Genomic DNA, 25,494 nt, shown 5'->3' with positions numbered 1-25,494 from the left:
GCTTCCAGCTGTCTTTTTCTAACGAAATGAACAACTATTCTCTTTCTTTAAACGGAAAAACGTGCTAAAATAGAGTGACTATAGAAATGAAAATGAAGAGGTAGAAACATGTCAAAAATTCTTGTTTTTGGTCACCAAAACCCTGACTCAGATGCCATCGGTTCATCTGTAGCTTTTGCTTATCTTGCAAAAGAAGCTTACGGTTTGGATACAGAAGCGGTGGCTCTTGGAACTCCAAATGAAGAAACAGCTTTCGTCTTGAACTATTTTGGTGTAGAAGCACCGCGCGTGATCACATCTGCTAAAGCAGAAGGTGCAGAGCAAGTCATCTTAACAGACCACAATGAATTCCAACAATCAGTATCAGATATTACTGAAGTTGAAGTTTATGGTGTGGTGGACCACCACCGTGTGGCTAACTTTGAAACTGCCAGCCCACTTTACATGCGTTTGGAACCAGTTGGATCCGCATCTTCTATCGTATACCGTATGTTCAAAGAACATGGTGTAGCTGTTCCAAAAGAAATCGCAGGTTTGATGCTATCAGGTTTGATTTCAGATACTCTTCTTTTGAAATCTCCAACCACTCACCCATCAGATAAAATCATTGCTCCTGAATTGGCTGAATTGGCTGGTGTGAACTTGGAAGAATACGGTCTTGCCATGCTCAAGGCTGGTACAAACTTGGCAAGCAAATCTGCTGAAGAATTGATTGATATCGATGCCAAGACCTTTGAACTCAATGGAAACAATGTTCGTGTGGCTCAAGTGAACACAGTTGATATTGCTGAAGTCTTGGAACGCCAAGCTGAAATCGAAGCAGCTATCCAAGCCGCAAATGCGGCTAACGGCTACTCTGACTTTGTCTTGATGATTACAGACATCGTCAACTCAAACTCAGAAATTTTGGCTCTTGGTGCCAACATGGACAAGGTAGAAGCAGCTTTCAACTTCAAACTTGAAAACAACCATGCTTTCCTTCCAGGTGCTGTTTCACGTAAGAAACAAGTGGTACCACAATTGACTGAAAGCTTTAATGCATAATGATAGATGGGGAAGCCCATTGTTAAAAAGGAGTTTCGGCTCCTTTTTTGCTAGGAGAGAAGTATGTTAGAAAATGGTGATTTGATTTTTGTTAGAGAAGATACGGAAATGGGGCAGGCCATTCAGACTTCGACAGGTAACTACAGCCATGTGGTTATCTTTTTGGACGGTTCCATTTATCATGCCACGGTGGAAGGTGGCGTCCTTGCCCAATCCCCTGAAAATTTCTTTGAAGACGGGAAAGTATATGACCTTTATCGCTACCCGAAAATCGATCTCAAAGAAGTCAAGAAGCGGGCAGAGAGCCTTTTAGGGGCTCCCTACAATGCGTCCTTTTATCCAGATGGAGATGGTTTCTATTGTTCCCAGTTCATCGCTGAATTACTTCCTATTTTTGAGACCATTCCCATGAAGTTTGGAGATGAGGATGAGGAGATTAGTCCGTTCTGGCTGGATTACTACAAGGAACTTGGCCTAGCCGTTCCCCTAGATCAGCCCGGGACCAATCCAAGTCAGTTAGCCCAATCACCACAGCTACAGTTTAAAGAAAGGTATTTGGATGATTTGGATTCATGAAACAACAATCTGAATCTTTGATACAGTTTATAAGAGTTACATCAAACTAAAGAAAAATAATATTTTAAAAATATGTTCTACCTTCGAATACAACTTGTAAAAGTTGTATTTTTTTCTAATATCCTCTGGATGTTTCTTGTTTAGACAGATAAAATATGATATACTTCACAAAAAAACTAACCACTGGTTAGTTTTTGATGGAAATCAAAGGAGGAAGTAAATATGTCTTTCTTGTATCGTTTATTAACACGTACAAAACAAATCAGTCCACATATAAGAAAGTTTGAGTTCGAATTGGGTGTTTTTGTTGTCAGCATATGGCTAGTTGAATCATCTGGTCGCTTTTATGTGATTGATACGGGAATGCGAGGAATGGAGAAGTACGCTGCCCAGTTTTTACTCCCACAAAAAATTGAAGCAATTTTTCTGACCCATGGACATCCAGATCATATCAAAGGTTTGCCCTATCTTAGACAGCACTTTGGGAACATCCCGACTTTAATCAGTGAGAAGGAATTCCCCTATATTTCAGGCAAAGAACCTTTTCCTAATAGAAAAGAGACGGAAAAAGTGATTTTTGATCCGGCTACTTTTATAACTGTTGAAAGTCAAGAAGGTCAAGACTTGATAAGTAGTGCAGGACTAAAACCACTATTTTCTCCTGGTCATTCCCCTGGTCATGTTGTTTATTACCATGAAGAGGATCAAGTTTTAATTGCTGGAGATCTTTTTACAGCTACGAGAAATGGAAAGTTGCGTCCACCAATGAAAGGATATACAGCAGATATGAGACAGGCTTTAGCTAGTGGTGAAAGAATTCTCAAGGATTATTCACAGGCACTTGTTAGTGTTTGTCATGGTAGTGAGGTAAAAGATGCAGTACGAGATTTTGAGGCATCGGATGGGTTTAAAGGGAGTTTGTAATGGCAAAGGATACAAGGTCCAGAATTATCAGAGTAGCAGAGGAAATTTTCCGAAAAGAACCTTACCAGAAGGTGGGAATTAGGCAGATTGCTCAAGCTGCAGGATGTTCACATACAGCTATTTATCAGTATTTTAAAAAGAAAGAGGATATATTATATGCAGTAGCGGAAAAACCGTTAACTCACCTCTATCATACTTGCTTAGAAATCAGTCATTCCAAGCAGAATGATAAGGAACGTCTGCTTCAAATCTGTCAAACATACGTGGATTTTGGGTTTAGAGAACGTAATTTTTATGAATTATTGATTTTTTACCGTGGAGAGCATGAAGATTCAGGCGATTGTTCGCAACCGTTGATGCAATTGAGAATGAAAAGTTATCGTTTATTGGAAGAAGCTATTGATGTCTTTTTACCGAAAGACTTATCTGATGCAGAAGCGCTAAATATTCGTAGTGGAATCTTTATTTTTTTACATGGCTTAGTGAGTATCTACAGTAGGGACAATGAAGAATGTCCAGAACGCATTAAGCAACTACTGACTGATTTTATTTCTTTTAAAATAATAGAAATGAAATGAGTTGGAATAACTTATGGGGCTTCTACAGTAAACTTGGATTGAAAAGACTAAGTTCTTTTATTGCCTTATTTTCCCCTCTTGTCTGCCTATCCATAAATTGAAGATTTTGTCCTTTGGTATTGATTTCGCTTAAACTAATTTTTATGTTACAATAAGAACGAACCGATAAAACAGTAAACGAGACCTATTTATGATTACAATCATTAATCCCACACGTTTGACACGTCAGCCATTTTTCAAGGACTTGATCAACTATTTGGATCAGCATGACGATGTGATCCTGCGGCAAATTAAGGCCCAATTTCCGGATCAACCAGTGGATAAGCTGATGGAGGAATATATCAAAGCGGGCTTCATACTTCGAGAAAATAAACGCTACACCCTCAACCTGCCCTTCTTGGAGTCAGCTGATCTTGTTGACTTGGATCAGGAGGTCTTTGTCCGAGAGGACAGTGCAGTTTATCAAGAATTAAAAGCCAGGATCTTCCAAACGGAACTTCGCAATAGTACCAATGAAGCGATTTTGGTGGAGGAGACTGACTTCGAACGAAATGCACAGACCCTTTCCAATTACTTCTACAAGGTGAAACACCAATATCCATTGACGGAGGAGCAAGAAAAGCTCTATGCTATCTTGGGAGATGTCAATCCTGAGTATGCTCTCAAGTATATGACCAGCTTTTTGCTCAAGTTCCTCAAAAAAGAAGTAGTCCAGCAAAAGCGCAAGGACATCTTTGTCGATAGTTTAGAAGTCTTAGGCTATATCCGCAAAAATGCTGAAGGCAAATATGAATTAGCAGTGGACTTGGACAAGGAAAGACTGATGTTTATCAAATAATAAACAAGGCTAGGAAAATTTCCTAGCCTTGTTTCGTTTGATTATAGATAACGTTCAGCAATGGCGGCGTCACCTGGATACTCTTCTTTTACGCCATTGACGATTTGGTAGCAATCCGCTCCTTTTCCGGCGATAATGACGGCATCTTCAGGCTTGCTGGTTGTTGCCATAGCCACTTGAATGGCTTCTTCGCGATCTGCGATTTTCTCGACAGGGCGCGTGATAAAACTACTAATCTCTTCAGCGATAGCCAAAGGATCTTCATAGTTGGGATCATCCGCTGTGAGGAAGACTTGGATCTCAGGATGGTCTTCTAAGAGTAAGCCAAAGTCTTTGCGGCGGCTCTCTCCTTTATTACCAGTTGATCCAAGGACCAGTGAAATCGTCCCTGTTTGATGGGTTTCGACAACTGAGAGCAGTTTTTTCAAGCTATCTCCATTATGGGCGTAGTCGATGAAGACCTTAGCGCCGTTTTTCTGAGTCAAGACTTCCATTCGGCCTGGAACGCGCGTCTTAGCAATCCCTTTTTGGATATCCTCGAGGCTCGCACCTAGGCGAAGGCAGGCAAGACCTGCTGCTACAGCATTTTCTTGGTTGAAATGTCCAATCAGTTGGATTTCATAGTTTCCAGCTAATTTACCAGTGGCTGAGAAGCTGAAGGCCTTAGAGTTTTCAATTTGATTCTCAGACTGGCTTCCATAAAAATCGTGGTCTTGGTTCGCGACTTGGTCCGCTAAAACTTGGAAATGATCCATATCACTATTGATGACAACGGCTTGGCTGTTCTTCATGAGGAGACGTTTGTGGTAGAAATAATCCTCAAAAGTTGGGTGTTCAATCGGGCCAATATGGTCAGGACTGATGTTGAGAAAAACACCAACGTCAAAAGTCAGACCGTAAACCCGTTTCACCAGATAAGCTTGACTGGAAACTTCCATAATCAGGTGGGTCCGATCATTGGCTACTGCCTGAGCCATCATGGCAAAAAGATCCAAACTCTCTGGCGTTGTCAGGGTCGATTTAAAGAAGTTTTTACCATCCAGTGTCGTATTCATGGTAGACAGCATAGCTGGTCGGTGACTTTGTTCCAAAATATGGTAAGCAAAATAGGCCGCGGTTGTCTTTCCCTTAGTCCCTGTGAAGGCCAATAGTTTTAATTGTTTCTCAGGGTGCCCATAAAACTCCATGGCAATTAAGCTCATGGCCTGTTTGATATCATTGACGAGGATAGCAGGAATACCAACTTCATAATCTTTTTCAGAGACATAAAAGCCGAGTCCATTAGAAATAGCCTGTTCCAGGTATTCTTTTTTGAAGTTGGCCCCTTTGACAAAAAAGAGGGTGCTAGCAGAAACCTTCCGGCTATCATAGCTAATAGCATCAAAACTTGTTCCTTCTAGATGGTAGTAGTATTCACCATTTACTAGAATTTCTCGGAAATTTTGGTCATGTTTTAAAATGTTGAGGGTTTGTTCAATTGTAATCATAAAACTATTGTAAACCTAAAGTCCCTATTTTACAAGTGTCATGGAAAAGTTTATAATGAAGAGAAGAAGAAACGAAAGAGGACACCAATGAGTCACGAACAAAATGACCAGCAAGCCCAGATGCTACGCGGGACTGCCTGGATGACAGCCAGCAACTTTATCAGCCGTTTGCTAGGAGCCGCTTATATTATTCCTTGGTATATTTGGATGGGAAAATATGGGCCACAAGCCAATGGTCTTTTTACAATGGGCTACAATATCTATGCTTGGTTTCTCTTGATTTCGACAGCCGGAGTACCCGTAGCCGTTGCCAAGCAAGTAGCCAAGTACAATACCCGGGACCAAGCCGATCATAGTTTTGCTTTGATTCGGGGTTTCTTGAAGTTCATGGGAATTCTAGGCCTTGGATTTGCCATTCTCATGTATCTTTTGTCTCCTGTCTTTGCTAGTCTTTCAGGTGGGGGAAAAGAGTTGATTCCGATCATGCAGAGCCTTTCTTGGGCTGTCTTGATCTTTCCTTCCATGAGTGTCATCCGGGGATTTTTCCAAGGTTTTAACAACATGAAGCCTTACGCCATTAGCCAGATCGCTGAACAAGTGATCCGGGTCATCTGGATGTTGCTCACGACCTTCTTCATTATGAAGATTGGCTCAGGAGACTATGTGCAGGCTGTGACGCAGTCGACCTTTGCGGCCTTTATCGGTATGGGAGCGAGCCTTCTGGTGCTCTTTTATTACCTTGCAAAGACAGGCTTGCTCTCTTCTATTTTTAGAAAGCAAGAGGGAAGTGAAGGGATTGACACTCGGGCTCTCTTGATCGATACGATTCGGGAAGCTATTCCTTTTATCATTACTGGTTCTGCGATTCAGCTCTTCCAAATTGTTGACCAGATGACCTTTATCAATGTCATGTCTTGGTTCACAGACTATAGTCAAAAGCAGCTCATGGTCATGTTTAGTTATTTCTCTGCTAATCCAAACAAAATTACCATGATCTTGATAGCAGTAGCGACTTCGATTGGGGGAGTTGGGATTCCTCTGTTGACAGAGAATTATGTGAAGGGGGACCTAAAAGCAGCTGGGAAGCTCGTACAGGATAACTTGACCATGTTGCTAGCTTTCTTGCTTCCAGCCACCTTTGGTGCAGTAGCTGTTGCAAGACCCCTCTATACCGTTTTCTACGGGCAACCAGATAACTTAGCTTTGGGCCTCTTCATTGTAGCAATGTTGCAGACGGTAATTCTCGGTCTTTACACGGTCTTATCGCCAATGATTCAAGCCCTCTTTCAAAATCGCAAGGCCATCCGCTACTTCTTTTATGGTGTAGTGGTGAAATTGGTCCTACAAATTCCATTTATTTTGGTCTTTCGTTCTTATGGGCCGCTTTTGTCAACGACCATTGCCTTAATGGTGCCAATCGTTCTCATGTATCGGGAGATCCAAACCATTACTCAGTTTAATCGAACCATCATCTTCAAGCGGACCTTGCTTGGTTCTATCCTGACTGTAGTGATGCTACTTGGAGTCTTGATCGCAGGCTTGATTTTGGGCTGGATTTTCCCACCAAATGGCCGTGTATCGAGCATGATTTATATCATCGTCATAGGCGGATTAGGAGTTGCTATTTATGGAGCCTTAGGATTATGGCTACGGTATTTTGACCGCTTTATTGGAGGTCAAGCTGCACGTCTCAGACAAAAATTCCGGATTAAATAAATCAGAGGTTGGGTAAAAAGTGCCCAGCCTCTTCTTGTTTTTGGATTGTCGAGCAAGTCGCAGTGGTTGAGTGGCCTCTACTACGCTGATTTCATCAGCTTTTACAGCCCTACTCAACTGTGCGGAGGTGGGACGACGAAATCGAATTCTAACGAATTACCGATTTCTGTCCCACTCTCTTTTCTTATAGTTTGAAACTATAGCTGGGTCTTGGAAATGGGAAAACCGCTCTCCTCATAATAGTGATAAAATAGTAAGCAGTTAGATTGAATGTTTATCGGAGGGCAATATGAGTAAAAAACGCAATATCAATACTATCTTGGCACAGGCAGGAATCAAGTCGGATAAAGCAACGGGAGCTTTGACGACTCCTTTGCATTTCTCTACGACTTACCAACACCCAGAATTTGGTCAGTCTACAGGTTTTGACTATACCCGTACGAAAAATCCAACACGCGCAACAGCTGAGAAAACTTTGGCAGCTATCGAAAGTGCAGACTATGCTTTGGCGACAAGCTCTGGAATGTCAGCTATTGTGCTTGCTTTTAGCATTTTCCCTGTTGGTTCAAAAGTCTTAGCCGTTCGTGACCTTTATGGAGGTTCTTTCCGCTGGTTTAACCAACAAGAGCAAGAAGGTCGTTTCTCTTTCACCTATGCCAATACGGAAGAAGAACTGATCCACCATCTAGATCATGGTCCGGTGGATGTCCTCTATATTGAAACACCAACCAATCCATTGATGTTGGAATTTGATATTGCTCATTTAGCCAAATTGGCCCATGCAAAAGGTGCCAAAGTCGTGGTGGACAATACCTTCTATAGCCCGATCTATCAACGCCCGATTGAAGAGGGAGCGGATATTGTTCTTCATTCAGCAACCAAGTACCTGGCTGGTCACAACGATGTCTTGGCTGGTGTTGTCGTGACAAATGATGCAGACTTGTATGACAAACTCTTTTACAATTTGAACACGACAGGTGCTGTTCTTTCCCCATTTGATAGTTATCTGTTGATTCGTGGGATCAAGACACTTTCGATCCGGATGGAGCGTTCGACAGAGAATGCTCGCAAGGTGGTTGAATTCTTGAAAACAGCACCTCAAGTTAAAGAAGTCCTCTACACTGGAAAAGGGGGAATGGTCTCCTTTAAAATTCAGGATGAGACAAAAATTCCTAACTTTTTAAATTCTCTTCAAGTCTTTACTTTTGCAGAAAGTCTGGGGGGAGTTGAGAGTCTTATTACCTATCCTACAACCCAGACCCACGCTGATATTCCAGCTGAAGTTCGTCATTCATACGGTTTGACAGATGACCTGCTTCGTTTGTCTATCGGAATCGAAGATTCGGATGATTTGATTGACGATTTGAAGCAAGCATTGGAGGCTTAAGATGAGCAAATATGATTTTACGACCTTACCGAATCGGTTGACCCACCATACCTACAAATGGAAAGAGACAGAGACGGATCCAGAGATCATTCCGGCTTGGATCGCGGACATGGATTTTAACGTCATTCCAGAAGTACGAGAAGCGGTGATTGGCTATGCTGACCAAATGGTCTACGGCTACACCTATGCTGCAGACAGCCTCTATCAGTCGATCCTTGAGTGGGAAAAAGAAGAACACGGTTATTCCTTTGACAAGGAAGCGATCGTCTTTATCGAAGGTGTTGTTCCAGCTATTTCAACAGCTATTCAAGCCTTCACCAAGGAAGGGGATGCGGTCTTAATCAATACACCGGTCTATCCTCCATTTGCACGAAGTGTCAAGTGCAATCGACGAAAATTGATTGAAAATTCGCTGATTGAAAAAGACGGACTCTTTCAAATTGATTTTGATCAGTTGGAAAAAGATATTGTGGAGCAGGATGTCAAACTCTATGTCTTGTGTAATCCGCACAATCCTGGTGGTCGTGTATGGGATCGTGAGGTCTTGGAAAAAATTGGCCATCTCTGTCAAAAACATGGAGTCCTTCTCGTTTCAGATGAAATTCACCAAGACTTAGCCTTGTTTGGACACCGTCATACCAGCTTTAACACGGTTGATCCAAGCTTTAAAGATTTTAGCTTGATCTTAACTAGTGCGACCAAGACCTTCAATATTGCAGGAACAAAAAATTCCTATGTGGTCATTGAAAATCCAAAACTTCGGACAGCCTTTAAACAACGGCAATTGGCCAATAATCAACATGAAATTTCAGGCTTAGGTTATATTGCAACGGAAGCTGCCTATCGTCATGGTAAGCCATGGTTGACGGAGCTCAAGCAAGTCTTTGAAAAACACATTGACTATGTGGTAGATGCATTGCATGAAAAGACCCAAATCCGTGTCATGAAGCCCCAAGGAACCTATCTTCTTTGGTTGGACTTTTCAGCCTATCCTTATACGGATGATGAGCTACATGCTAAAATCCATGACCAAGCTAAATTGATTTTGAACCGTGGATCAGATTTCGGAAAAGAAGGAACCTTGCATGCCCGCCTTAATGTGGCAGCTCCCTTCACCCTCATTGAAGAAATCACCAAACGCTTGGTGGAAACTTTTCACAAATAAGTGTTGACTTTCTGTAAGTGAAGGAGTACAATAAACTCGAAATACGGTAGGTGAGGCTACCACAAGGATACGGATGACTACCGCAAAGCAGTGGAGACACTACTCGTTGGTCAACAGTCCTGATCGCAAAGGTCAAGACTAAGCTCATTTCATCGCCTTGCGGAGCTAAAGCTTGGACGGTCAGTTTTTTAAGAGTTTTGATTGAAAAATAAATGACGAGTTTCATGAGTCCTACCGATCAAGGGTAGGACTCTTTTTATGCCTTACCTAGAAAAGAGAAAGGAGAGAGCTATGATACAAATCGATGATCATCCCGAACCGTACCGAACCAGCCAATCGCTGATTTGTGTCGTAGGGACTCCAAAAGTGATTGGCTCCTGATTGAAAAAGGAGATACCAATGCAAACAAATAAAGAAAGACTCATTGCTGCTCTTCAAGAACCGCTTGAAAGCACCTTTGCCACCTACAAAACCAGTGCCCTTGGTTTGGTTGACGATCAAGTAGAAGAAAACCGAGATACTTATGGCGAAAATGTCATCACAAAAGGTCAAGAAGATTCCATGATCAAAAAGATCTACGAATCGATCATCAATCCTTTTACAGTGATTTTGTTGGTCATTGCGCTGGTTTCCTTCATCACTAATGTCTGGCTAGCAAAACCAGGTGAGCAGGACCCAACGACCTCTATCATCATTGTGACCTTGGTCTTGATCTCTGGTGGGATCCGCTTCATTCAAGAATTGCGGAGCGACAAAGCTGCCAGCAACTTATCACGTATGATTGTCAATACAGCAACCGTTCTGCGTGATGGATCAGAACAAGAAATTCCTATTGATGAAATCGTTGTCGGAGATGTGATCAAACTGAGTGCCGGTGATATGATCCCAGCTGATGTGGTCTTGATTGATTCCCGTGACTTCTTTGTCCAACAATCTGGTCTCACAGGGGAAAGTGATGCTGTTGAAAAGGTTTGTCTCAGAAAAGCTGACAGTCAAAATCTAGATAGTCTTTTGGAGAGTGAAAGCTTGGCCTTTATGGGGACCAATGTCATCTCAGGGCGGGGGACAGCCTTGGTCTTGGTCGTGGGGGATGAAACCATGATGGGCGCTATTGAGCAAACCATCAACACCTATGACGAACCAACCTCATTTGAGAGAGAAATGAATACCATCTCTTGGCTCTTGATTCGGCTCATGTTAGTGATGGTGCCCGTTGTCTTTGTGATCAATGGCCTCACAGATGGTGACTGGTTAGAAGCGGGTGTCTTTGCCCTCAGCGTTGGGGTTGGTTTGACTCCTGAAATGCTGCCGATGATTATTACGGCGAGTCTTGCTAAGGGATCCATCATCATGGCCAAGGAAAAAGTCGTTATCAAAAAACTCAATGCCATTCAAGACCTCGGGGCTATTGATATTTTGTGTACAGATAAAACAGGAACCTTGACCCAAGATGAAATCGTTTTGGAGTATCCGCTTGATATCCATGGCGATTTGGATCTATCAGTCCTTCGCCGGGCTTACTTGAATTCCTATTTCCAAACCGGGCTAAAAAATTTGATGGACCGGGCGATTATCAATCGGACCCATAAAGAAGCCAAGAAACATGAAATCGTCCGCGATCTGGATCAAAACTTCCATAAGATTGATGAATTGCCCTTTGATTTTGAACGTCGTCGCATGAGTGTCATTGTCAAAGACGAAGACGGTGTGGTCAGCATGGTGACTAAGGGTGCCTTGGAAGAAATGCTTTCTGTATCGACTTATGTTGAGTACAAGGGAGAGATTAAACGCTTGACAGATGAAGTCCGTCAAGAGGTCCTCGCTGAAGTTGCTCAGTTAAATGAACAAGGTCTTCGTGTTTTGGGTGTCAGCTACAAAACCGACTTGGACGAAAATGAAATCTTTAGTGTTGAAGATGAAGGAGACATGATCCTAACCGGTTACCTTGCCTTTCTTGATCCACCAAAACCTTCTGCAGCTCCAGCGATTAAAGCTCTTGCAGAATATGGGGTAACCACCAAGATCTTAACTGGGGACAATGAAAAGGTCACCCAAGCTGTCTGTGAAAAAGTAGGACTAGATGTAGAGCGGATTCTTTTGGGAAGCGAAATTGATACGATGACTGACCAAGAGTTAGCACAAGTTGTGGAAACAACAACGGTCTTTGCCAAACTATCACCAGATCAAAAAGCCCGGATCATCTTGTGCCTAAAGAACAATGGCCACAAGGTTGGTTACATGGGAGATGGTATTAACGATGCTCCATCTATGAAGGTCTCAGACGTTGGGATCTCCGTGGATACCGCTGTTGATATTGCCAAAGAAACGGCAGATGTCATCCTTCTGGATAAGGACTTGATGGTTCTTGAAAAAGGCTTGGTCGAAGGCCGCAAGGTCTATGCCAATATGACCAAGTACATCAAGATGACGGTCTCTTCTAACTTCGGGAATATCTTTTCTCTTCTCTTTGCCAGCATCTTTTTGCCCTTCCTTCCAATGGCTCCCGTTCATTTGATTGTGCTCAATCTTATCTATGATCTTTCTTGTATCGCCCTACCTTTTGACAATGTCGACAAGGAATTCCTCAAGAAACCTCGTATCTGGGAAGCAAACTCTATCATGCGCTTTATGGCCTGGATTGGTCCAATTTCATCTGTATTTGATATCATCACCTACATGCTTCTTTACTTCCTTCTTGTCCCAATGATTTTAGGTCATGGCTACAACCATGGAGCAGCAGACGCAGCAGCCTTTATTATGGTTTTCCAAACCGGATGGTTTATCGAATCCATGTGGTCTCAAACCATGGTTATTCATATGTTGCGTTCACCAAAACTGCCATTTATCCAAAGTCGTCCAGCCTTCTCAGTCGTGGTGACGACCCTAGCAGCAGCCTTCTTTGTAACCTCCCTTCCATATAGTCCTTTGGCCTCTATCTTGAAGTTGAGCCAACTCAATGGATTGTACTTTGTTCTATTGTTTGCGATTATTGTCCTCTATATGCTGAGTGTGACGGTTGTCAAACGTATCTATATTAAGAAATACAAGGAATGGTTGTGATTTTTCCATAGAAAGAGTGAGTCCGAACTTAAAAAATTAAGTGTAAGGGCTCTCTTTTTTTGGTAAAATTTGGTATAATAAGACGAATATAAAGTTGGAAAAGATGATTTCCACGTGTTGCGCGTATCAAAAAAGGAGTAACAGAAAGAGGGAGAGCTTGACTCTTTCTCAATCCAAGCTCCTTTTTAAAGGATAGCAGCTTAGAAAGAAGGATCTCAAAAATGGGAAAACTAGAAGTTATTACACATCCACTGATTCAACACAAATTATCTATTCTTCGTCGTACAGATACCTCTACGAAGGCCTTTCGTGAATTGGTAGATGAGATTGCTATGTTGATGGGTTACGAAGTCTTGCGCGAATTACCTCTTGAAGATGTAGAAATTGAAACACCGATTACCAAAACCGTTCAAAAACAAATTGCAGGGAAGAAATTGGCCATTGTTCCAATCCTTCGTGCAGGAATTGGGATGGTCGATGGGCTCTTGAGTTTGGTACCAGCAGCAAAAGTTGGACATATCGGGATGTACCGTGATGAAGAAACCTTGAAACCAGTTGAATACTTGGTGAAATTGCCAGAAGATATTGATCAACGTCGTATCTTTGTAGTAGACCCGATGCTTGCTACGGGCGGATCCGCTATTCTAGCGATTGATTCCTTGAAAAAACGTGGCGCTAGCCATATCAAGTTTGTCTGCTTGGTGGCGGCACCAGAAGGGGTGAAAGCTCTTCAAGAAGCGCATCCAGATGTTGATATCTTTACAGCAGCTCTCGACGACCACTTGAATGATCATGGCTACATTGTTCCAGGTCTTGGAGATGCGGGTGACCGTTTGTTCGGTACTAAATAAAAAGCCCATTCATAGTAAGGGATAGGTGCTAAAAAATTGACCTTTTTTGACCATTGGTTTATAATAGCAGATATACCTTGAACCTCACGAATTGTGAGAATGAATGGATACTAAAGGAGAAGAATAAATGATTCCAGTAGTTATTGAACAAACCAGCCGTGGAGAACGTTCTTACGATATTTATTCCCGTCTGTTGAAAGATCGGATTATCATGGTGACAGGTCCAGTTGAGGATCAAATGGCCAATTCGATTATTGCCCAATTGCTCTTCTTGGATGCTCAAGATAACACCAAAGATATCTATATGTATATCAATACCCCAGGAGGTTCTGTTTCAGCAGGTCTGGCTATCGTCGATACCATGAACTTTATCAAGTCAGATGTCCAAACCATTGTTATGGGGATGGCAGCTTCAATGGGGACTGTGATTGCGTCAAGTGGTGCGAAAGGCAAACGTTTCATGTTGCCAAATGCTGAGTACATGATCCACCAACCAATGGGGGGCACTGGTGGCGGTACCCAACAAACCGATATGGCGATCGCAGCAGAACATTTGCTCAAAACACGGAATAACTTGGAAAAAATCCTTGCGGAAAATTCAGGTCAGCCGATCGAAAAAGTGCATGCAGATGCAGAACGTGATAATTGGATGAGTGCGCAAGAAACTCTTGAATATGGCTTTATTGATGAAATCATGGCCAATAATAATCTGGGCTAACCCTTTCTAAAGGGAATATCATGGAGGCTGGGCGATGGTCCAGCCTTTTTTGCTCTCATAAAAGAGTAGTTCTTTTTCTTGAAATTTGATATACTAGTAACAGAACGAGAAAGGGATTAACCATGTTTGAGAAACAAGAAAGAACAGGCTTGATTGTTAAATTGTATTACAATCGGGATGGAAAAAAATTACAATCAGTTGGAGATGTCTTGTATCATTCCAAGAAATGTCGCTATGTCCAATTGTATGTGGATAGTGACAAAGCTGATCAAATTATGGAAGACTTAAAGAAAGAACGTTATGTCAAAAAGGTCTTGCCTTGCTATCTCAAAGAGTTAGATACAGATTTTGTCGGTAGTTTGCAGCGATTAGAGACCTCATCTGTGGTCCTAAAAGGATAGAAAACGCAATCATTTTCTGGATTGCGCTTTTTTTATTGACAATTGTCAGATAATTCGGTATATTCTTAATATGTATTTATTTTAAGATTTATTTAAGGAGATCATTACAAATGAAGAAAAAATTTGCTCTTTCATTTTTAACCATTGCAAGTGTCGCTCTTCTTGCTGCTTGTGGTGAAGTTTCTACTTCAGGTTCAAACACAACTGGTAACGAAATCGGCAAAGAACTAAAAGTCGGTTTTAACTTTGAAAAAACTGGTGAAGTTGCAGCCTACGGTAGTGCTGAACAAAAAGGTGCTCAATTAGCCGTTGATGAAATCAACGCTAAGGGTGGAGCTGACGGTAAGAAGATCGTTGTCACAGACAAAGATAACAAGTCTGAAACAGCTGAAGCAGCTACCGTTACAACAAACCTTGTTACTCAATCAAAAGTAAATGCTCTTGTAGGACCTGCCACTTCAGGTGCTACTGCAGCAGCGGTTGCCAATGCTGGTAAAGCTGGTGTTCCACTGGTTACACCATCTGCAACTCAAGATGATTTGACAAAAGGTCAAGATTACCTTTTCCGTGCAACCTTCATCGATAGCTTCCAAGGACAAATCATTTCAAAATATACAATGGATAACTTGAAAGCCAAGAAAGTCGTTCTTTACTACGATAACTCATCTGACTATGCTAAAGGAATTGCTGAAGCCTTCAAGAAATCTTATAAAGGTGAAATCGTAGCAACAGAAACGTTCCAATCTAAGGATACAGACTTCCAAGCTGCTCTTACAAAAATCAAAGACAAAGACTTCGATGCGATTGTCCTTCCAGGGTACTACACTGAAACTGGTAAGATTGTAAACCAAGCACGTGGTATGGGAATCAAACAACCAATCATTGGTGGTGATGGATTTAGCGATGCGAAATTCGTTGAACAAGCAACACCTGCTGCAGCTACAGACATCTACTATGTAGCTGGATTCTCTACTGAAGGTGAAATGACTGATAAAGCCAAGAAATTCGTAGAAGCTTATAAAGCAAAATACAACGAAGAACCTTCAATGTTTGCAGCTTTGGCGTATGATTCAGTTTACATGGTTGCAGAAGCATCTAAAGGTGCTAAGAACTCTGTTGAATTGAAAGACAACCTTGCGAAGTTGAAAGACTTGGAAGGTGTGACTGGTACAATGTCAATCGACAAGAACCACAACCCGGTTAAATCAGCTCTGATGATTGGCTTGAAAGATGGTAAAGTCAAATCTGTTGAGTCTGTTAAACCATAATTATCATTTGTTGTTTGTACAAGAGGCTGGGAGAATAAAAATTCCTGGCCTCGCTCTTTATTGTTAGAAAGGATGGTTCAAATGCTCCAGCAATTAGTGAACGGTCTAATCTTGGGAAGTGTCTATGCACTCTTGGCCCTTGGTTATACTATGGTGTATGGAATTATCAAATTGATCAACTTTGCCCATGGGGATATCTACATGGTAGGTGCCTTTATGGGATATTTCTTATTGAACTCATTGAAAGTGAACTTCTTTGTAGCTTTGCTTCTAGCTATGGTTGGAACAGCTATTTTAGGGGTTGTGATTGAATACTTGGCTTATCGTCCGCTTCGTCATTCGACTCGGATTGCAGCCTTGATCACAGCCATCGGGGTTTCCTTCTTGCTTGAATATGGGATGGTCTTCTTTGTAGGAGCCAATACCCGTTCCTTCCCGCAAGTCATTGAAACTGTTCGTTACAACTTTGGTCCTATTTCAATCTCCAACATTCAGTTGATGATCTTAGGAGTGTCTATTTTCTTGATGGTCGCTCTTCAATTTATTATCCAAAAGACAAAGATGGGGAAAGCTATGCGTGCTGTTTCTGTCGATAGTGATGCTGCTCAATTGATGGGGATTAATGTAAACCGGACCATCAGCTTTACCTTTGCTTTGGGATCAGCCTTGGCAGGTGCTGGTGGTGTCTTGATCGGTTTGTATTACAACTCGATTGAGCCTTTGATGGGGATGACACCAGGGATCAAAGCCTTTGTCGCAGCCGTTCTTGGAGGAATCGGAATCATTCCAGGTGCTGCCCTAGGTGGATTTGTCATCGGTTTGTTGGAAACCTTCGCTACAGCGATCGGTCTTTCAGACTTCCGTGATGCCATTGTGTATGCCATCTTGATTGTGATCTTGCTCATCCGTCCAGCAGGTATCCTCGGTAAAAATGTGAAAGAGAAGGTGTAAGCCATGAAACAAAATTTAAAAGTGAATTTAGTCTGGCTTGGTCTTTTGGTCGCAGGTTTTGCCTTGATCCAAGTCTTGGTTGCAACGGGTGTGCTTAACCTCTTCTATATCCAAATTTTGGAACAAATCGGGATTAACATTATCCTTGCAGTTGGCTTGAACCTCATCGTTGGTTTCTCAGGTCAATTCTCACTCGGACATGCCGGATTTATGGCAATTGGTGCCTACTCTGCAGCCATTCTCGGTTCCAAATCACCAACCTACGGTGCTTTCTTTGGCGCGATGGTTTTAGGGGCCTTGATTGCTGGTGTCGTTGCCTTGATCGTTGGGGTTCCAACCCTTCGTTTGAAAGGAGACTACCTCGCGATTGCGACACTTGGGGTTTCTGAAATCATCCGGATCTTGATCGTCAATGGTGGTACTCTAACAAATGGTGCCGCTGGTATCCTTGGTTTGCCAGCCTTTACAACATGGCAATTGGTTTACCTCTTTGTCGTGATTACAACGATCTTTACGATTAACTTCTTACGCAGTCCAATTGGACGCTCTACCCTTTCTGTTCGTGAAGATGAAATCGCAGCAGAATCTGTTGGGATCAATACGACCAAAGTCAAAGTCATCGCCTTTGTATTTGGTGCGATCACAGCGGCGATTGCTGGATCTCTCCAAGCTGGCTTTATTGGCTCCGTTGTTCCTAAAGATTATTCTTTCACCAATACTATTAATGTCTTGATCATTGTCGTGTTTGGTGGTTTGGGATCAATGTCAGGAACAGTTGTGGCAGCTATCGTCTTGGGGATCTTGAACATGGTGCTTCAAGACTTCTCAAGTGTCCGTATGATCATTTACTCATTGGCTTTGATTCTCGTGATGATCTTCCGTCCAGGTGGTCTTCTTGGAACATGGGAATTCAGCTTGAAAAAACTACTCTCAAAAAAGGAGGCTAACTAATGGCACTTCTTGAAGTAAAAAATTTAACAAAAAACTTTGGTGGTTTGACAGCCGTTGGGGATGTGACCATGGAACTCAATGAAGGGGAATTGGTTGGTTTGATCGGGCCCAACGGTGCCGGAAAAACAACCCTCTTCAACCTCCTAACAGGAGTGTATGAGCCAAGTGAAGGGACCATTACCTTAGATGGTCAGCTACTTAATGGCAAGGCACCTTATAAAATCGCTGCAGGTGGTCTGGGACGGACTTTCCAAAATATTCGTCTCTTTAAAGACTTGAGCGTTTTGGATAATGTCTTGATTGCCTTTGCCAATCACCACAAACCACATGTCTTTGCTAGTCTGTTCCGTTTGCCAAGCTATTACAAAAATGAAGAAGCATTGAAAGTAAAAGCTCTTGAATTGTTAGCCATTTTTGGTTTGGAAAAAGAAGCAGATACCTTGGCTAAGAACTTAGCTTACGGACAACAACGTCACTTGGAGATCGTTCGTGCCCTTGCTACAGAGCCAAAAATTCTCTTCTTGGATGAACCTGCTGCAGGAATGAACCCTCAAGAAACAGCAGAATTGACCCAATTGATCCGTCGCATTCAAAAAGAATTCAATATTACGATCATGCTGATCGAACACGATATGAGCTTGGTCATGGAAGTAACAGAACGGATTTATGTATTGGAATATGGTCGCTTGATTGCCCATGGTAGGCCAGATGAAATCAAGACCAACAAACGTGTAATCGAAGCATATCTAGGAGGTGAAGCCTAATGTCTATGTTAAAAGTTGAAAATCTTTCTGTACACTATGGCATGATCCAGGCTGTCCGTGATGTCAGTTTCGAGGTAAACGAAGGGGAAGTTGTTTCTCTTATCGGTGCTAACGGTGCTGGGAAAACATCTATTCTTCGTACCATTTCAGGTTTGGTGCGTCCAAGTACTGGGAAAATCGAGTTTTTGGGTCAGGAGATTCAAAAGGTTCCTGCTCAAAAGATTGTAGCAGCCGGACTATCTCAAGTTCCAGAAGGCCGCCACGTCTTTCCGGGCTTAACTGTTATGGAAAACTTGGAGATGGGAGCTTTCTTGAAGAAAGATCGAGAAGAAAATCAAGCTAACTTGAAGAAAGTCTTCTCCCGTTTCCCACGTTTGGAAGAACGGAAGAACCAAGATGCAGCAACCCTATCTGGTGGGGAACAACAAATGTTAGCAATGGGTCGTGCACTTATGTCAACGCCAAAACTCTTGCTTCTGGATGAACCTTCTATGGGATTGGCCCCTATCTTTATCCAAGAAATCTTTGATATTATCCAAGATATCCAAAAACAAGGAACAACGGTTCTCTTAATCGAGCAAAATGCCAACAAGGCTCTTGCCATCGCAGACCGCGGTTATGTTTTGGAAACAGGGAAAGTCGTTCTTACCGGAACAGGAAAAGAACTCTTAGCCTCAGAAGAAGTCCGCAAGGCTTACCTTGGTGGATAAGATTTCTAAAATTCACTAGAACGTTAAAAAGAAAGGCCCGAAAAACCTTTCTTTTTTTATCTCTCCTGTTTGATTTTTCTAAATTTTGAAAACAAGAGAAAACTGCTGAAAGCGTTTGAAATCATTCTTAAAATCAAGTATAATAAAACTAATAAAAGCATAGGAGAACTTGTTATGGCTGTTAAAGATTTTATGACACGTAAAGTGGTTTACATTAGTCCAGATACGACAATTGCCCATGCGGCAGATTTGATGCGCGAACAAGGTTTGCACCGTTTGCCAGTCATTGAAAATGATCGATTAGTTGGCTTGGTGACAGAAGGTACGATTGCAGAAGCTAGTCCATCTAAAGCAACAAGCTTGTCTATTTTCGAGATGAACTATCTGTTGAACAAGACCAAGGTTAAAGATGTCATGCTTCGCGATGTCATTACCGTCTCTAAATTTGCAAGCTTAGAAGATGCGACTTACCTCATGTATAAGAACAAGGTGGGAATTCTTCCAGTCGTGGACAATGACCAAGTATCCGGTGTCATCACGGATCGTGATATTTTCCGTGCCTTCCTTGAAGTATCTGGTTATGGAGAAGAAGGAGTCCGTGTTCGCTTTGTGACGGAAGACAAGGTTGGTGTCCTAGAGCAAATCATTCACTTGATTGTAGAAGAAGGATATAACATTGCTAATACGGTCAATATCCCAACCAAAGATGATCATGTCGTCATCGAAGTTCAGATTGATGGAGTAACAGATCTAGAAGGGATCCGTACTAAATTTGAAGCCAACGGTTTGAAAGTAGATGAAATCACTCGAACTAGCGCAAAAGCTATTTAATAAAAAATCAGACTGGATGACAATCCAGTCTGATTTTTTATTAACGGTTAATGGGTTGTTTTTCTTTATCTAAAGTGAAGCCTTCGCCTAGAATTTCGTGTGCTTCAGAAATCGTAATAAAGGCAAATGGATCGATCTGATTAACGATATCTTTCATTTGTTTCATTTCATTCCGTGAAACGACACAATAGACAATATCCAAGTCCTTGCGGCTGTAGTAGCCCATTCCACGAATGAAGGTGATCCCACGGCCTAGATCGTCGGATACCTTTTTGGCGATCTCTTCTGGCTTGGCAGTAACGATGAGGAAGCCTTTTCCAGCGAAACCACCTTCCCCAATCAAGTCGATCACAAGGGTGTCAATCAGGATGAAGAAGAGAGTATACATGGCGGTACGGACATCTTGGAAGACTACGACAACCGTTATCAAAACAATGGCATCTACAATCAACATGAGTTTTCCCATACTGAGGGAAGTGTATTTATTAAAGATGCGAGCGAGGATATCTGTTCCTCCAGTGGTTCCTCCAGCATTGAAGATGATCCCTAGCCCCAAACCAAGCACAACCCCTGAGGCAATACAGGCAAGCAGAATATCTCCTTTAAAGGCGTCAAAGATGAAGTGATGGTAGTGGTGGCTGAGAGGCATGGCCTCAAAGAGTGCCATCCAAGCTGAAACCGAGAAGGTTCCCAGTAAGCTTAGATACAGAGATTTTTTGCCTAGAAGTTTCCAGGCGAGAACAAAGAGAGGAATATTGATCAGTAAGTTCATCAGGGATACAGGAATTTTGAAGAGGTAATAGGTGATCAAGGTAATCCCTGTTGCTCCTCCTTCATAGAAGTGAAAAGGGATGACCAAAAAATAGATTCCAAATGAAAAAATGCCGGCCCCAAAAATGATAGCCAGAATATCTTTAAATTTAAACATGATAGGTTTTCTCCTAAAACTTTATAAGAACATTGTAACAAAAAAGTGAAAAAATGAAAATGACTTTGAAAAATTTTCTCTCCTAAAATACAAGATTTTTACCCTTATTTTTGGTAAAATAAAAAGAAGAAAACTAGAAAGAGGATACTATGGGAAACGGTACATTAATTTCATTTGAAGGTCCAGAAGGAGCAGGAAAATCATCGATCCTAGAAGCCGTTTTGCCTCTACTTGAAGAAAAAGGAATTCCTTATATCACAACCCGTGAACCAGGTGGTGTCGACATTGCAGAAAAAATCCGCCAGGTTATTTTAGATCCAGACCATACTAATATGGATGCAAAGACCGAGTTGTTGCTCTATATTGCTAGTCGCCGGCAGCATTTGGTAGAACGTGTCTTGCCAGCTCTTGCAGCTGGCAAGATCGTCTTGATGGACCGCTTTATTGACAGCTCGGTCGCTTATCAAGGGTATGGTCGCGGTCTGAGTGTGGAAGATATCGAGTGGCTCAATCAATTCGCGACAGATGGCCTTAAACCAGACCTAACCCTATACTTTGATGTCGATGTCGAAGAAGGGCTCGCCCGAATTGCGAAAAACCAAGAGCGGGAAGTCAATCGTTTGGATTTGGAAGGATTGGAGCTTCACCAAAAAGTCAGACAGGGTTATTTGGCCTTGTATGAAAAAGACCCAGAGCGCATTGTGAAAATCGATGCCAGTCAATCCTTTGAAGCAGTCTTTGCGGATGTCTTGGCTGTTTTAGAAAATCGCTTGGGGACATTGAAATGAATCTAGAAGAGATCCAACAGCTCCAGCCAGAACTGGTGGAGCGCTTCACCCAGATCCTAGAACATAAACAGCTCAGTCATGCTTATCTCTTTACAGGCTCTTTTGCCAGTTTTGAGATGGCCCTCTTGCTAGCTCAGAGTCAGTTTTGCGAAGATTTGCAGGGAGTCTGGCCTTGTGGCAAATGTCGGTCCTGCCGCTTGATTGCTGAAGAAGAATTCTCAGATGTGAAGATCGTGCGTCCAGTCAACCAGATCATAAAGACTGATCGTATTCGCTCGCTGGTTCAAGATTTTTCTCAATCCGGATTTGAAGGAAGTCGGCAGGTCTTTATCGTCCAAGATGCGGATAAGATGCATACCAATGCAGCCAACTCTCTCTTAAAAGTCATGGAAGAACCCCAGAGTGAGATCTATCTCTTCTTGTTGACATCCGATGAAAATTTGATTTTACCGACCATCAAGAGTCGGGCCCAGCAGGTCCATTTTCCTAAAAAGCAAGCCTATCTAACCGAACTGCTAGAAAAAGAAGGCTTGATTAAATCGCAAGCAAGTCTAGTAGCTCGTTTTAGTTTTAGTCTCGAAGAGGCAGAGCAGCAAAAAAAGAATGCTAATTTTTTTGAGTTGGCTAAAGTTTGTGATCAGTTCATCGAACGTTGTCAATCTAATTTGAATCGCGCCTATTTGGAAGTAACTCGATTGGTGAGTTTAACAGATGATAAGGAAAAACAAAGCCAGGCCTTTCGTTTGATGGAGTTGGCTTTAGAAGAGCAATTGCACTTGAGCAGATCCCAGCAGCTGCTGGAAAAATTGAGTCTTGCTCGCACCATGTGGAAGGCCAATGTTTCTTTTCAAAATGCTTTAGAATATATGGTTTTGAGCTTAGAAAGTTAAGGAGTCAGAATGAATAAAAAAGAATTATTTGATGCTTTAGACGGCTTTTCTCAGAATTTGTTGGTCACCTTGGCTGAAGTCGAAGCCATCAAGAAAAATTTGAAACAAGTCATCGAAGAAAATACAGCTCTTCGCTTAGAAAATGATAAATTGAGAGAGCGTTTGGGGGAAGTGGAGAAGACCTCCTCCACAAAGTCACAACACCATGGTCGTGAAAATTTGCAACGAATTTACAATGACGGCTTTCATATTTGCACCTATTCCTATGGTCAACGCCGTGAGAACGATGAAGAGTGTATGTTTTGTGACGAGTTGTTATTTAGGGAGTAAGCATGCAGATCCAACGAAGTTTTAAAGGGGAAAAGAAAACAGGGGTGCTTTACCTGGTCCCAACACCGATCGGCAATCGTGAAGATATGAGTTACCGCATGGTCCAGACCTTGAAGGATGTGGACTTGATCGCAGCTGAGGATACTAGAAATACAGGCCTCTTGCTCAAGCATTTTGAGATTAGGACTCCCCAGACTAGCTTTCATGAACACAATGCCATGGAGAAAATTCCAGATCTGATCGCCCATTTAGAATCCGGAAAGGATGTGGCGCAAGTCTCAGATGCAGGACTCCCAAGTATTTCTGATCCTGGTCATGATTTGGTCAAGGCAGCGATTGAACGCGAGATTCCTGTCGTAGCTGTTCCTGGTCCAAGTGCAGGGATTACTGGCTTGATTGCCAGTGGCCTAGCCCCTCAACCTCATATTTTTTATGGATTTCTGCCTCGCAAAGAGGGGCAACAAAAGACCTTTTTCCAAGAAAAAGTGGCCTATCCGGAGACCCAGATCTTTTATGAGTCGCCCCATCGGGTGAAGGCGACCTTAGAGAATATGTTGGCTGTCTATGGGGATCGTCCGGTTGTCTTGGTTCGTGAATTGACCAAGATCTACGAAGAATATACTCGCGGCAGCATTTCTGAGTTAGTCGCATTTCTTGAAGAAAATCCTCTCAAAGGGGAATGCCTCTTGATCGTCGAAGGAGCCAAGGAAGAAGAGCTAGACCTAGAAGAGGTCGACTTGATCCAAGAGATCGATACCTTGGTCCAAGAGGGGATGAAGAAAAATCAAGCAATTAAACAGGTCGCCAAACAATACGGCCTGCAAAAGAGTGAGCTCTATGCTCGTTACCATCAAGAGTAAGAAAGGTTGAAAGCAGGATGGAAATTAGAATGGCTTATCCCAACGAGATTAAGCGAATTATGGAAATCATCCAAGATGCCAAGGAAAGCCTGGCTCAAAGACAGGTTGACCAGTGGCAGGATGGCTATCCAGATGAAGAGATCATTTTTGAGGATATACTAGAAAGTCGTGGCTATGTGGCCGTTGAAGACCAAGAGGTCGTAGCCTATGCAGCCGTCCACAAGGGAAATGAAGCGGCCTATAATGAGATTTACGATGGCAAGTGGGAGCATGACAACTATATGTATGTTACCTTTCACCGTGTCGCTGTGGCCAAAGAAGCTGCTGGCAAAGGGGTGGCTCAGACCTTCCTCCAAGGGTTGATCGAAGGAGAAAAAGGGCCTGATTTCCGTTGCGATACGCATCCGGATAATCTGGTCATGCAACATTTGCTTGAAAAATTAGGCTACCATTATTGTGGAAAGGTCCCAATTGATGGTGTCCGTCTGGCTTATCAAAAGATCAAACGAAAAGCAGAAACCAGTTTGTTCCAAGTGGTCTCAGAAGAGGACCGCTGGGACCAAAGAGCAGAAGCGGCCTACAATGACACTTTATCTTAAACAATTCTATGAAAGCCCTATGGGACTTCTTTCGATCATTGTCAGCGAAGAAGGCCTTGTAGAGCTTGATTTTTATGATCCAAAAGAGCCTGTACCAGATTCTGATGGAGCCCTAGAGCAAGTTCATCCCTTCCATGAAAAGGTGAAGGAGTGGTTGGACCACTATTTTGCGGGGGATCCAATTCCCGTCAGCTTTCCATTAGCGCCAAAAGGAACAGCCTTTCAAGAGCGGGTATGGCAGTTGTTGCGAGAGATCCCCTATGGTGAGACCAAGACCTATGGGCAGCTTGCCCAGGATCTTTCTTGTGGTTCTGCTCAGGCCGTGGGACAAGCTGTTGGGCGCAATCCCTTGACAATTCTAGTCCCCTGTCACCGCGTGATGGGAAAAAATGGAGAATTGACAGGCTATGCGTCTGGACTCGATCGTAAACGCTGGCTCTTACAACACGAAGGAATTACCTGGAAGGAGAAATGAAATCGATGTATACCTTTATTGAATACCCAAAATGTTCGACTTGTCGAAAGGCTAAATCAGAATTGGACGGTCTCCAATGTGAGTTTCAGAGCCAAAATATTGTAACCGAAACACCGACTAGTCAAGAATTGCAAGACTGGATGGTAGCGTCTGGCCTACCGATCAAATCTTTCTTTAATACCAGCGGGATGAAATACCGGGAACTCGGCTTGAAAGATAAGGTGGATCAACTGACAGTGAAAGAAGCAGCGGATCTCCTTGCTTCAGACGGTATGCTGATCAAGCGCCCCCTACTTGTCAAAGACGGAAAAGTGGTTCAAGTGGGCTACCGGAAACCATACGCAGACTTAGATTTGTAAATGAAAAGGGAGTTGGACTCCCTTTTCATTTTGAGTTGAAGATGA

At 42.5% G+C, this 25,494-nt stretch carries 27 protein-coding genes and 1 riboswitch; of the genes, 25 read left to right on the top strand and 2 right to left on the bottom strand.

Going from position 1 to position 25,494, the window contains the following annotated elements; all coding sequences use genetic code 11:
* Positions 1 to 108 precede the first annotated feature (108 nt).
* The 5 genes from QM830_RS05695 to QM830_RS05675 all read left to right on the top strand — a co-directional run bounded on the left by QM830_RS05695 (position 109) and on the right by QM830_RS05675 (position 3,960).
* Complete coding sequence (locus QM830_RS05695; RefSeq protein ID WP_414325924.1) at positions 109 to 1,044, top strand: manganese-dependent inorganic pyrophosphatase; 936 nt, start codon at positions 109 to 111, stop codon at positions 1,042 to 1,044.
* Between the two features lie 63 nt (positions 1,045 to 1,107).
* Positions 1,108 to 1,620: a YiiX/YebB-like N1pC/P60 family cysteine hydrolase gene (locus tag QM830_RS05690; protein ID WP_070675064.1), complete on the top strand. Its 513-nt coding sequence runs from the start codon at positions 1,108 to 1,110 to the stop codon at positions 1,618 to 1,620.
* A 222-nt stretch (positions 1,621 to 1,842) separates the two neighbouring features.
* Complete coding sequence (locus QM830_RS05685) at positions 1,843 to 2,544, top strand: MBL fold metallo-hydrolase (protein WP_023918823.1); 702 nt, start codon at positions 1,843 to 1,845, stop codon at positions 2,542 to 2,544.
* Positions 2,544 to 3,122 carry a TetR/AcrR family transcriptional regulator gene (locus QM830_RS05680; RefSeq protein WP_070595302.1) on the top strand — a complete coding sequence of 193 codons (579 nt, stop codon included), beginning with the start codon at positions 2,544 to 2,546 and terminating at the stop codon, positions 3,120 to 3,122. The genes QM830_RS05685 and QM830_RS05680 overlap by 1 nt, the downstream gene beginning before the upstream one ends.
* 190 nt (positions 3,123 to 3,312) lie before the next feature.
* A complete protein-coding gene (locus tag QM830_RS05675) occupies positions 3,313 to 3,960 on the top strand; it encodes a DUF1803 domain-containing protein (RefSeq protein ID WP_414325923.1) in 648 nt (215 codons plus the stop codon).
* A gap of 41 nt (positions 3,961 to 4,001) precedes the next feature.
* Here QM830_RS05675 and QM830_RS05670 read toward each other — a convergent pair whose 3' ends face one another.
* On the bottom strand, positions 4,002 to 5,447 hold the full coding sequence (locus tag QM830_RS05670; RefSeq protein ID WP_070675062.1) for a UDP-N-acetylmuramoyl-L-alanyl-D-glutamate--L-lysine ligase: 1,446 nt from the start codon (positions 5,445 to 5,447) through the stop codon (positions 4,002 to 4,004).
* Positions 5,448 to 5,534: 87 nt separating this feature from the next.
* On the opposite strand from QM830_RS05670, the gene QM830_RS05665 reads away from it, so the two are divergent.
* The 13 genes from QM830_RS05665 to QM830_RS05605 all read left to right on the top strand — a co-directional run bounded on the left by QM830_RS05665 (position 5,535) and on the right by QM830_RS05605 (position 20,220).
* Positions 5,535 to 7,163 carry a putative polysaccharide biosynthesis protein gene (locus tag QM830_RS05665; protein ID WP_414325922.1) on the top strand — a complete coding sequence of 543 codons (1,629 nt, stop codon included), beginning with the start codon at positions 5,535 to 5,537 and terminating at the stop codon, positions 7,161 to 7,163.
* A gap of 289 nt (positions 7,164 to 7,452) precedes the next feature.
* Complete coding sequence (locus tag QM830_RS05660; protein ID WP_414325921.1) at positions 7,453 to 8,550, top strand: cystathionine gamma-synthase; 1,098 nt, start codon at positions 7,453 to 7,455, stop codon at positions 8,548 to 8,550.
* 1 nt (position 8,551) lies between these two features.
* The gene (locus QM830_RS05655; protein WP_009731478.1) at positions 8,552 to 9,715 is read left to right on the top strand and encodes a MalY/PatB family protein; all 1,164 of its coding nucleotides are present in this window, start codon (positions 8,552 to 8,554) and stop codon (positions 9,713 to 9,715) included.
* 35 nt (positions 9,716 to 9,750) lie between these two features.
* Positions 9,751 to 9,908, top strand: a riboswitch (M-box (ykoK) riboswitch).
* A gap of 206 nt (positions 9,909 to 10,114) precedes the next feature.
* The gene (gene mgtA / locus QM830_RS05650; protein ID WP_414325920.1) at positions 10,115 to 12,775 is read left to right on the top strand and encodes a magnesium-translocating P-type ATPase; all 2,661 of its coding nucleotides are present in this window, start codon (positions 10,115 to 10,117) and stop codon (positions 12,773 to 12,775) included.
* A 221-nt stretch (positions 12,776 to 12,996) separates the two neighbouring features.
* On the top strand, positions 12,997 to 13,626 hold the full coding sequence (upp, locus tag QM830_RS05645; RefSeq protein WP_009731476.1) for a uracil phosphoribosyltransferase: 630 nt from the start codon (positions 12,997 to 12,999) through the stop codon (positions 13,624 to 13,626).
* Positions 13,627 to 13,753: 127 nt separating this feature from the next.
* On the top strand, positions 13,754 to 14,344 hold the full coding sequence (gene clpP / locus QM830_RS05640) for an ATP-dependent Clp protease proteolytic subunit ClpP (RefSeq protein WP_414325919.1): 591 nt from the start codon (positions 13,754 to 13,756) through the stop codon (positions 14,342 to 14,344).
* A 122-nt stretch (positions 14,345 to 14,466) separates the two neighbouring features.
* Positions 14,467 to 14,745 (top strand): DUF2129 domain-containing protein, encoded by a 279-nt coding sequence (locus QM830_RS05635; RefSeq protein ID WP_414325918.1) that lies wholly within the window; start codon positions 14,467 to 14,469, stop codon positions 14,743 to 14,745.
* A gap of 110 nt (positions 14,746 to 14,855) precedes the next feature.
* On the top strand, positions 14,856 to 16,013 hold the full coding sequence (locus tag QM830_RS05630) for an ABC transporter substrate-binding protein (RefSeq protein ID WP_009731473.1): 1,158 nt from the start codon (positions 14,856 to 14,858) through the stop codon (positions 16,011 to 16,013).
* 81 nt (positions 16,014 to 16,094) lie between these two features.
* Positions 16,095 to 16,964, top strand: coding sequence for a branched-chain amino acid ABC transporter permease (locus QM830_RS05625; protein WP_009731472.1), 870 nt, complete (start codon positions 16,095 to 16,097; stop codon positions 16,962 to 16,964).
* A gap of 3 nt (positions 16,965 to 16,967) precedes the next feature.
* Positions 16,968 to 17,915 carry a branched-chain amino acid ABC transporter permease gene (locus QM830_RS05620; RefSeq protein ID WP_342983528.1) on the top strand — a complete coding sequence of 316 codons (948 nt, stop codon included), beginning with the start codon at positions 16,968 to 16,970 and terminating at the stop codon, positions 17,913 to 17,915.
* Positions 17,915 to 18,679 carry an ABC transporter ATP-binding protein gene (locus QM830_RS05615; RefSeq protein WP_414325917.1) on the top strand — a complete coding sequence of 255 codons (765 nt, stop codon included), beginning with the start codon at positions 17,915 to 17,917 and terminating at the stop codon, positions 18,677 to 18,679. The genes QM830_RS05620 and QM830_RS05615 overlap by 1 nt, the downstream gene beginning before the upstream one ends.
* On the top strand, positions 18,679 to 19,389 hold the full coding sequence (locus tag QM830_RS05610; RefSeq protein ID WP_414325916.1) for an ABC transporter ATP-binding protein: 711 nt from the start codon (positions 18,679 to 18,681) through the stop codon (positions 19,387 to 19,389). The genes QM830_RS05615 and QM830_RS05610 overlap by 1 nt, the downstream gene beginning before the upstream one ends.
* A gap of 174 nt (positions 19,390 to 19,563) precedes the next feature.
* Entirely contained in the window at positions 19,564 to 20,220 is a 657-nt protein-coding gene (locus tag QM830_RS05605; protein WP_414325915.1) for a CBS and ACT domain-containing protein, read from the top strand.
* Between the two features lie 40 nt (positions 20,221 to 20,260).
* Here the strand turns inward: QM830_RS05605 and QM830_RS05600 are convergent, their stop codons facing one another.
* Positions 20,261 to 21,148: a YitT family protein gene (locus QM830_RS05600; protein WP_414325914.1), complete on the bottom strand. Its 888-nt coding sequence runs from the start codon at positions 21,146 to 21,148 to the stop codon at positions 20,261 to 20,263.
* Positions 21,149 to 21,297: 149 nt separating this feature from the next.
* Here QM830_RS05600 and tmk point away from each other — a divergent pair, with 149 nt between their 5' ends.
* From tmk to QM830_RS05565, 7 genes are read left to right on the top strand one after another with little or no spacing between them, the layout of a single operon-like run.
* On the top strand, positions 21,298 to 21,936 hold the full coding sequence (gene tmk, locus QM830_RS05595) for a dTMP kinase (protein ID WP_414325913.1): 639 nt from the start codon (positions 21,298 to 21,300) through the stop codon (positions 21,934 to 21,936).
* On the top strand, positions 21,933 to 22,826 hold the full coding sequence (locus tag QM830_RS05590) for a DNA polymerase III subunit delta' (RefSeq protein WP_414325912.1): 894 nt from the start codon (positions 21,933 to 21,935) through the stop codon (positions 22,824 to 22,826). The genes tmk and QM830_RS05590 overlap by 4 nt, the downstream gene beginning before the upstream one ends.
* 9 nt (positions 22,827 to 22,835) lie before the next feature.
* On the top strand, positions 22,836 to 23,156 hold the full coding sequence (gene yabA, locus QM830_RS05585; protein ID WP_049497826.1) for a DNA replication initiation control protein YabA: 321 nt from the start codon (positions 22,836 to 22,838) through the stop codon (positions 23,154 to 23,156).
* A gap of 2 nt (positions 23,157 to 23,158) precedes the next feature.
* Positions 23,159 to 24,016, top strand: a complete 858-nt coding sequence (gene rsmI / locus QM830_RS05580) for a 16S rRNA (cytidine(1402)-2'-O)-methyltransferase (RefSeq protein ID WP_414325911.1) — start codon at positions 23,159 to 23,161, stop codon at positions 24,014 to 24,016.
* A 17-nt stretch (positions 24,017 to 24,033) separates the two neighbouring features.
* Entirely contained in the window at positions 24,034 to 24,615 is a 582-nt protein-coding gene (locus QM830_RS05575; protein WP_037613917.1) for a GNAT family N-acetyltransferase, read from the top strand.
* Positions 24,599 to 25,090 carry a methylated-DNA--[protein]-cysteine S-methyltransferase gene (locus QM830_RS05570; protein WP_009731463.1) on the top strand — a complete coding sequence of 164 codons (492 nt, stop codon included), beginning with the start codon at positions 24,599 to 24,601 and terminating at the stop codon, positions 25,088 to 25,090. The genes QM830_RS05575 and QM830_RS05570 overlap by 17 nt, the downstream gene beginning before the upstream one ends.
* Positions 25,091 to 25,095: 5 nt before the next feature.
* Entirely contained in the window at positions 25,096 to 25,449 is a 354-nt protein-coding gene (locus tag QM830_RS05565) for an arsenate reductase family protein (RefSeq protein ID WP_009731462.1), read from the top strand.
* Positions 25,450 to 25,494: the final 45 nt, after the last annotated feature.

This window comes from Streptococcus sp. OMI750, from assembly GCF_047463895.1.
Lineage (GTDB): Bacteria > Bacillota > Bacilli > Lactobacillales > Streptococcaceae > Streptococcus.
The sequence above is the reverse complement of the archived record's forward strand: the minus strand, read 5'-3'. Positions and strand labels throughout refer to the sequence as shown.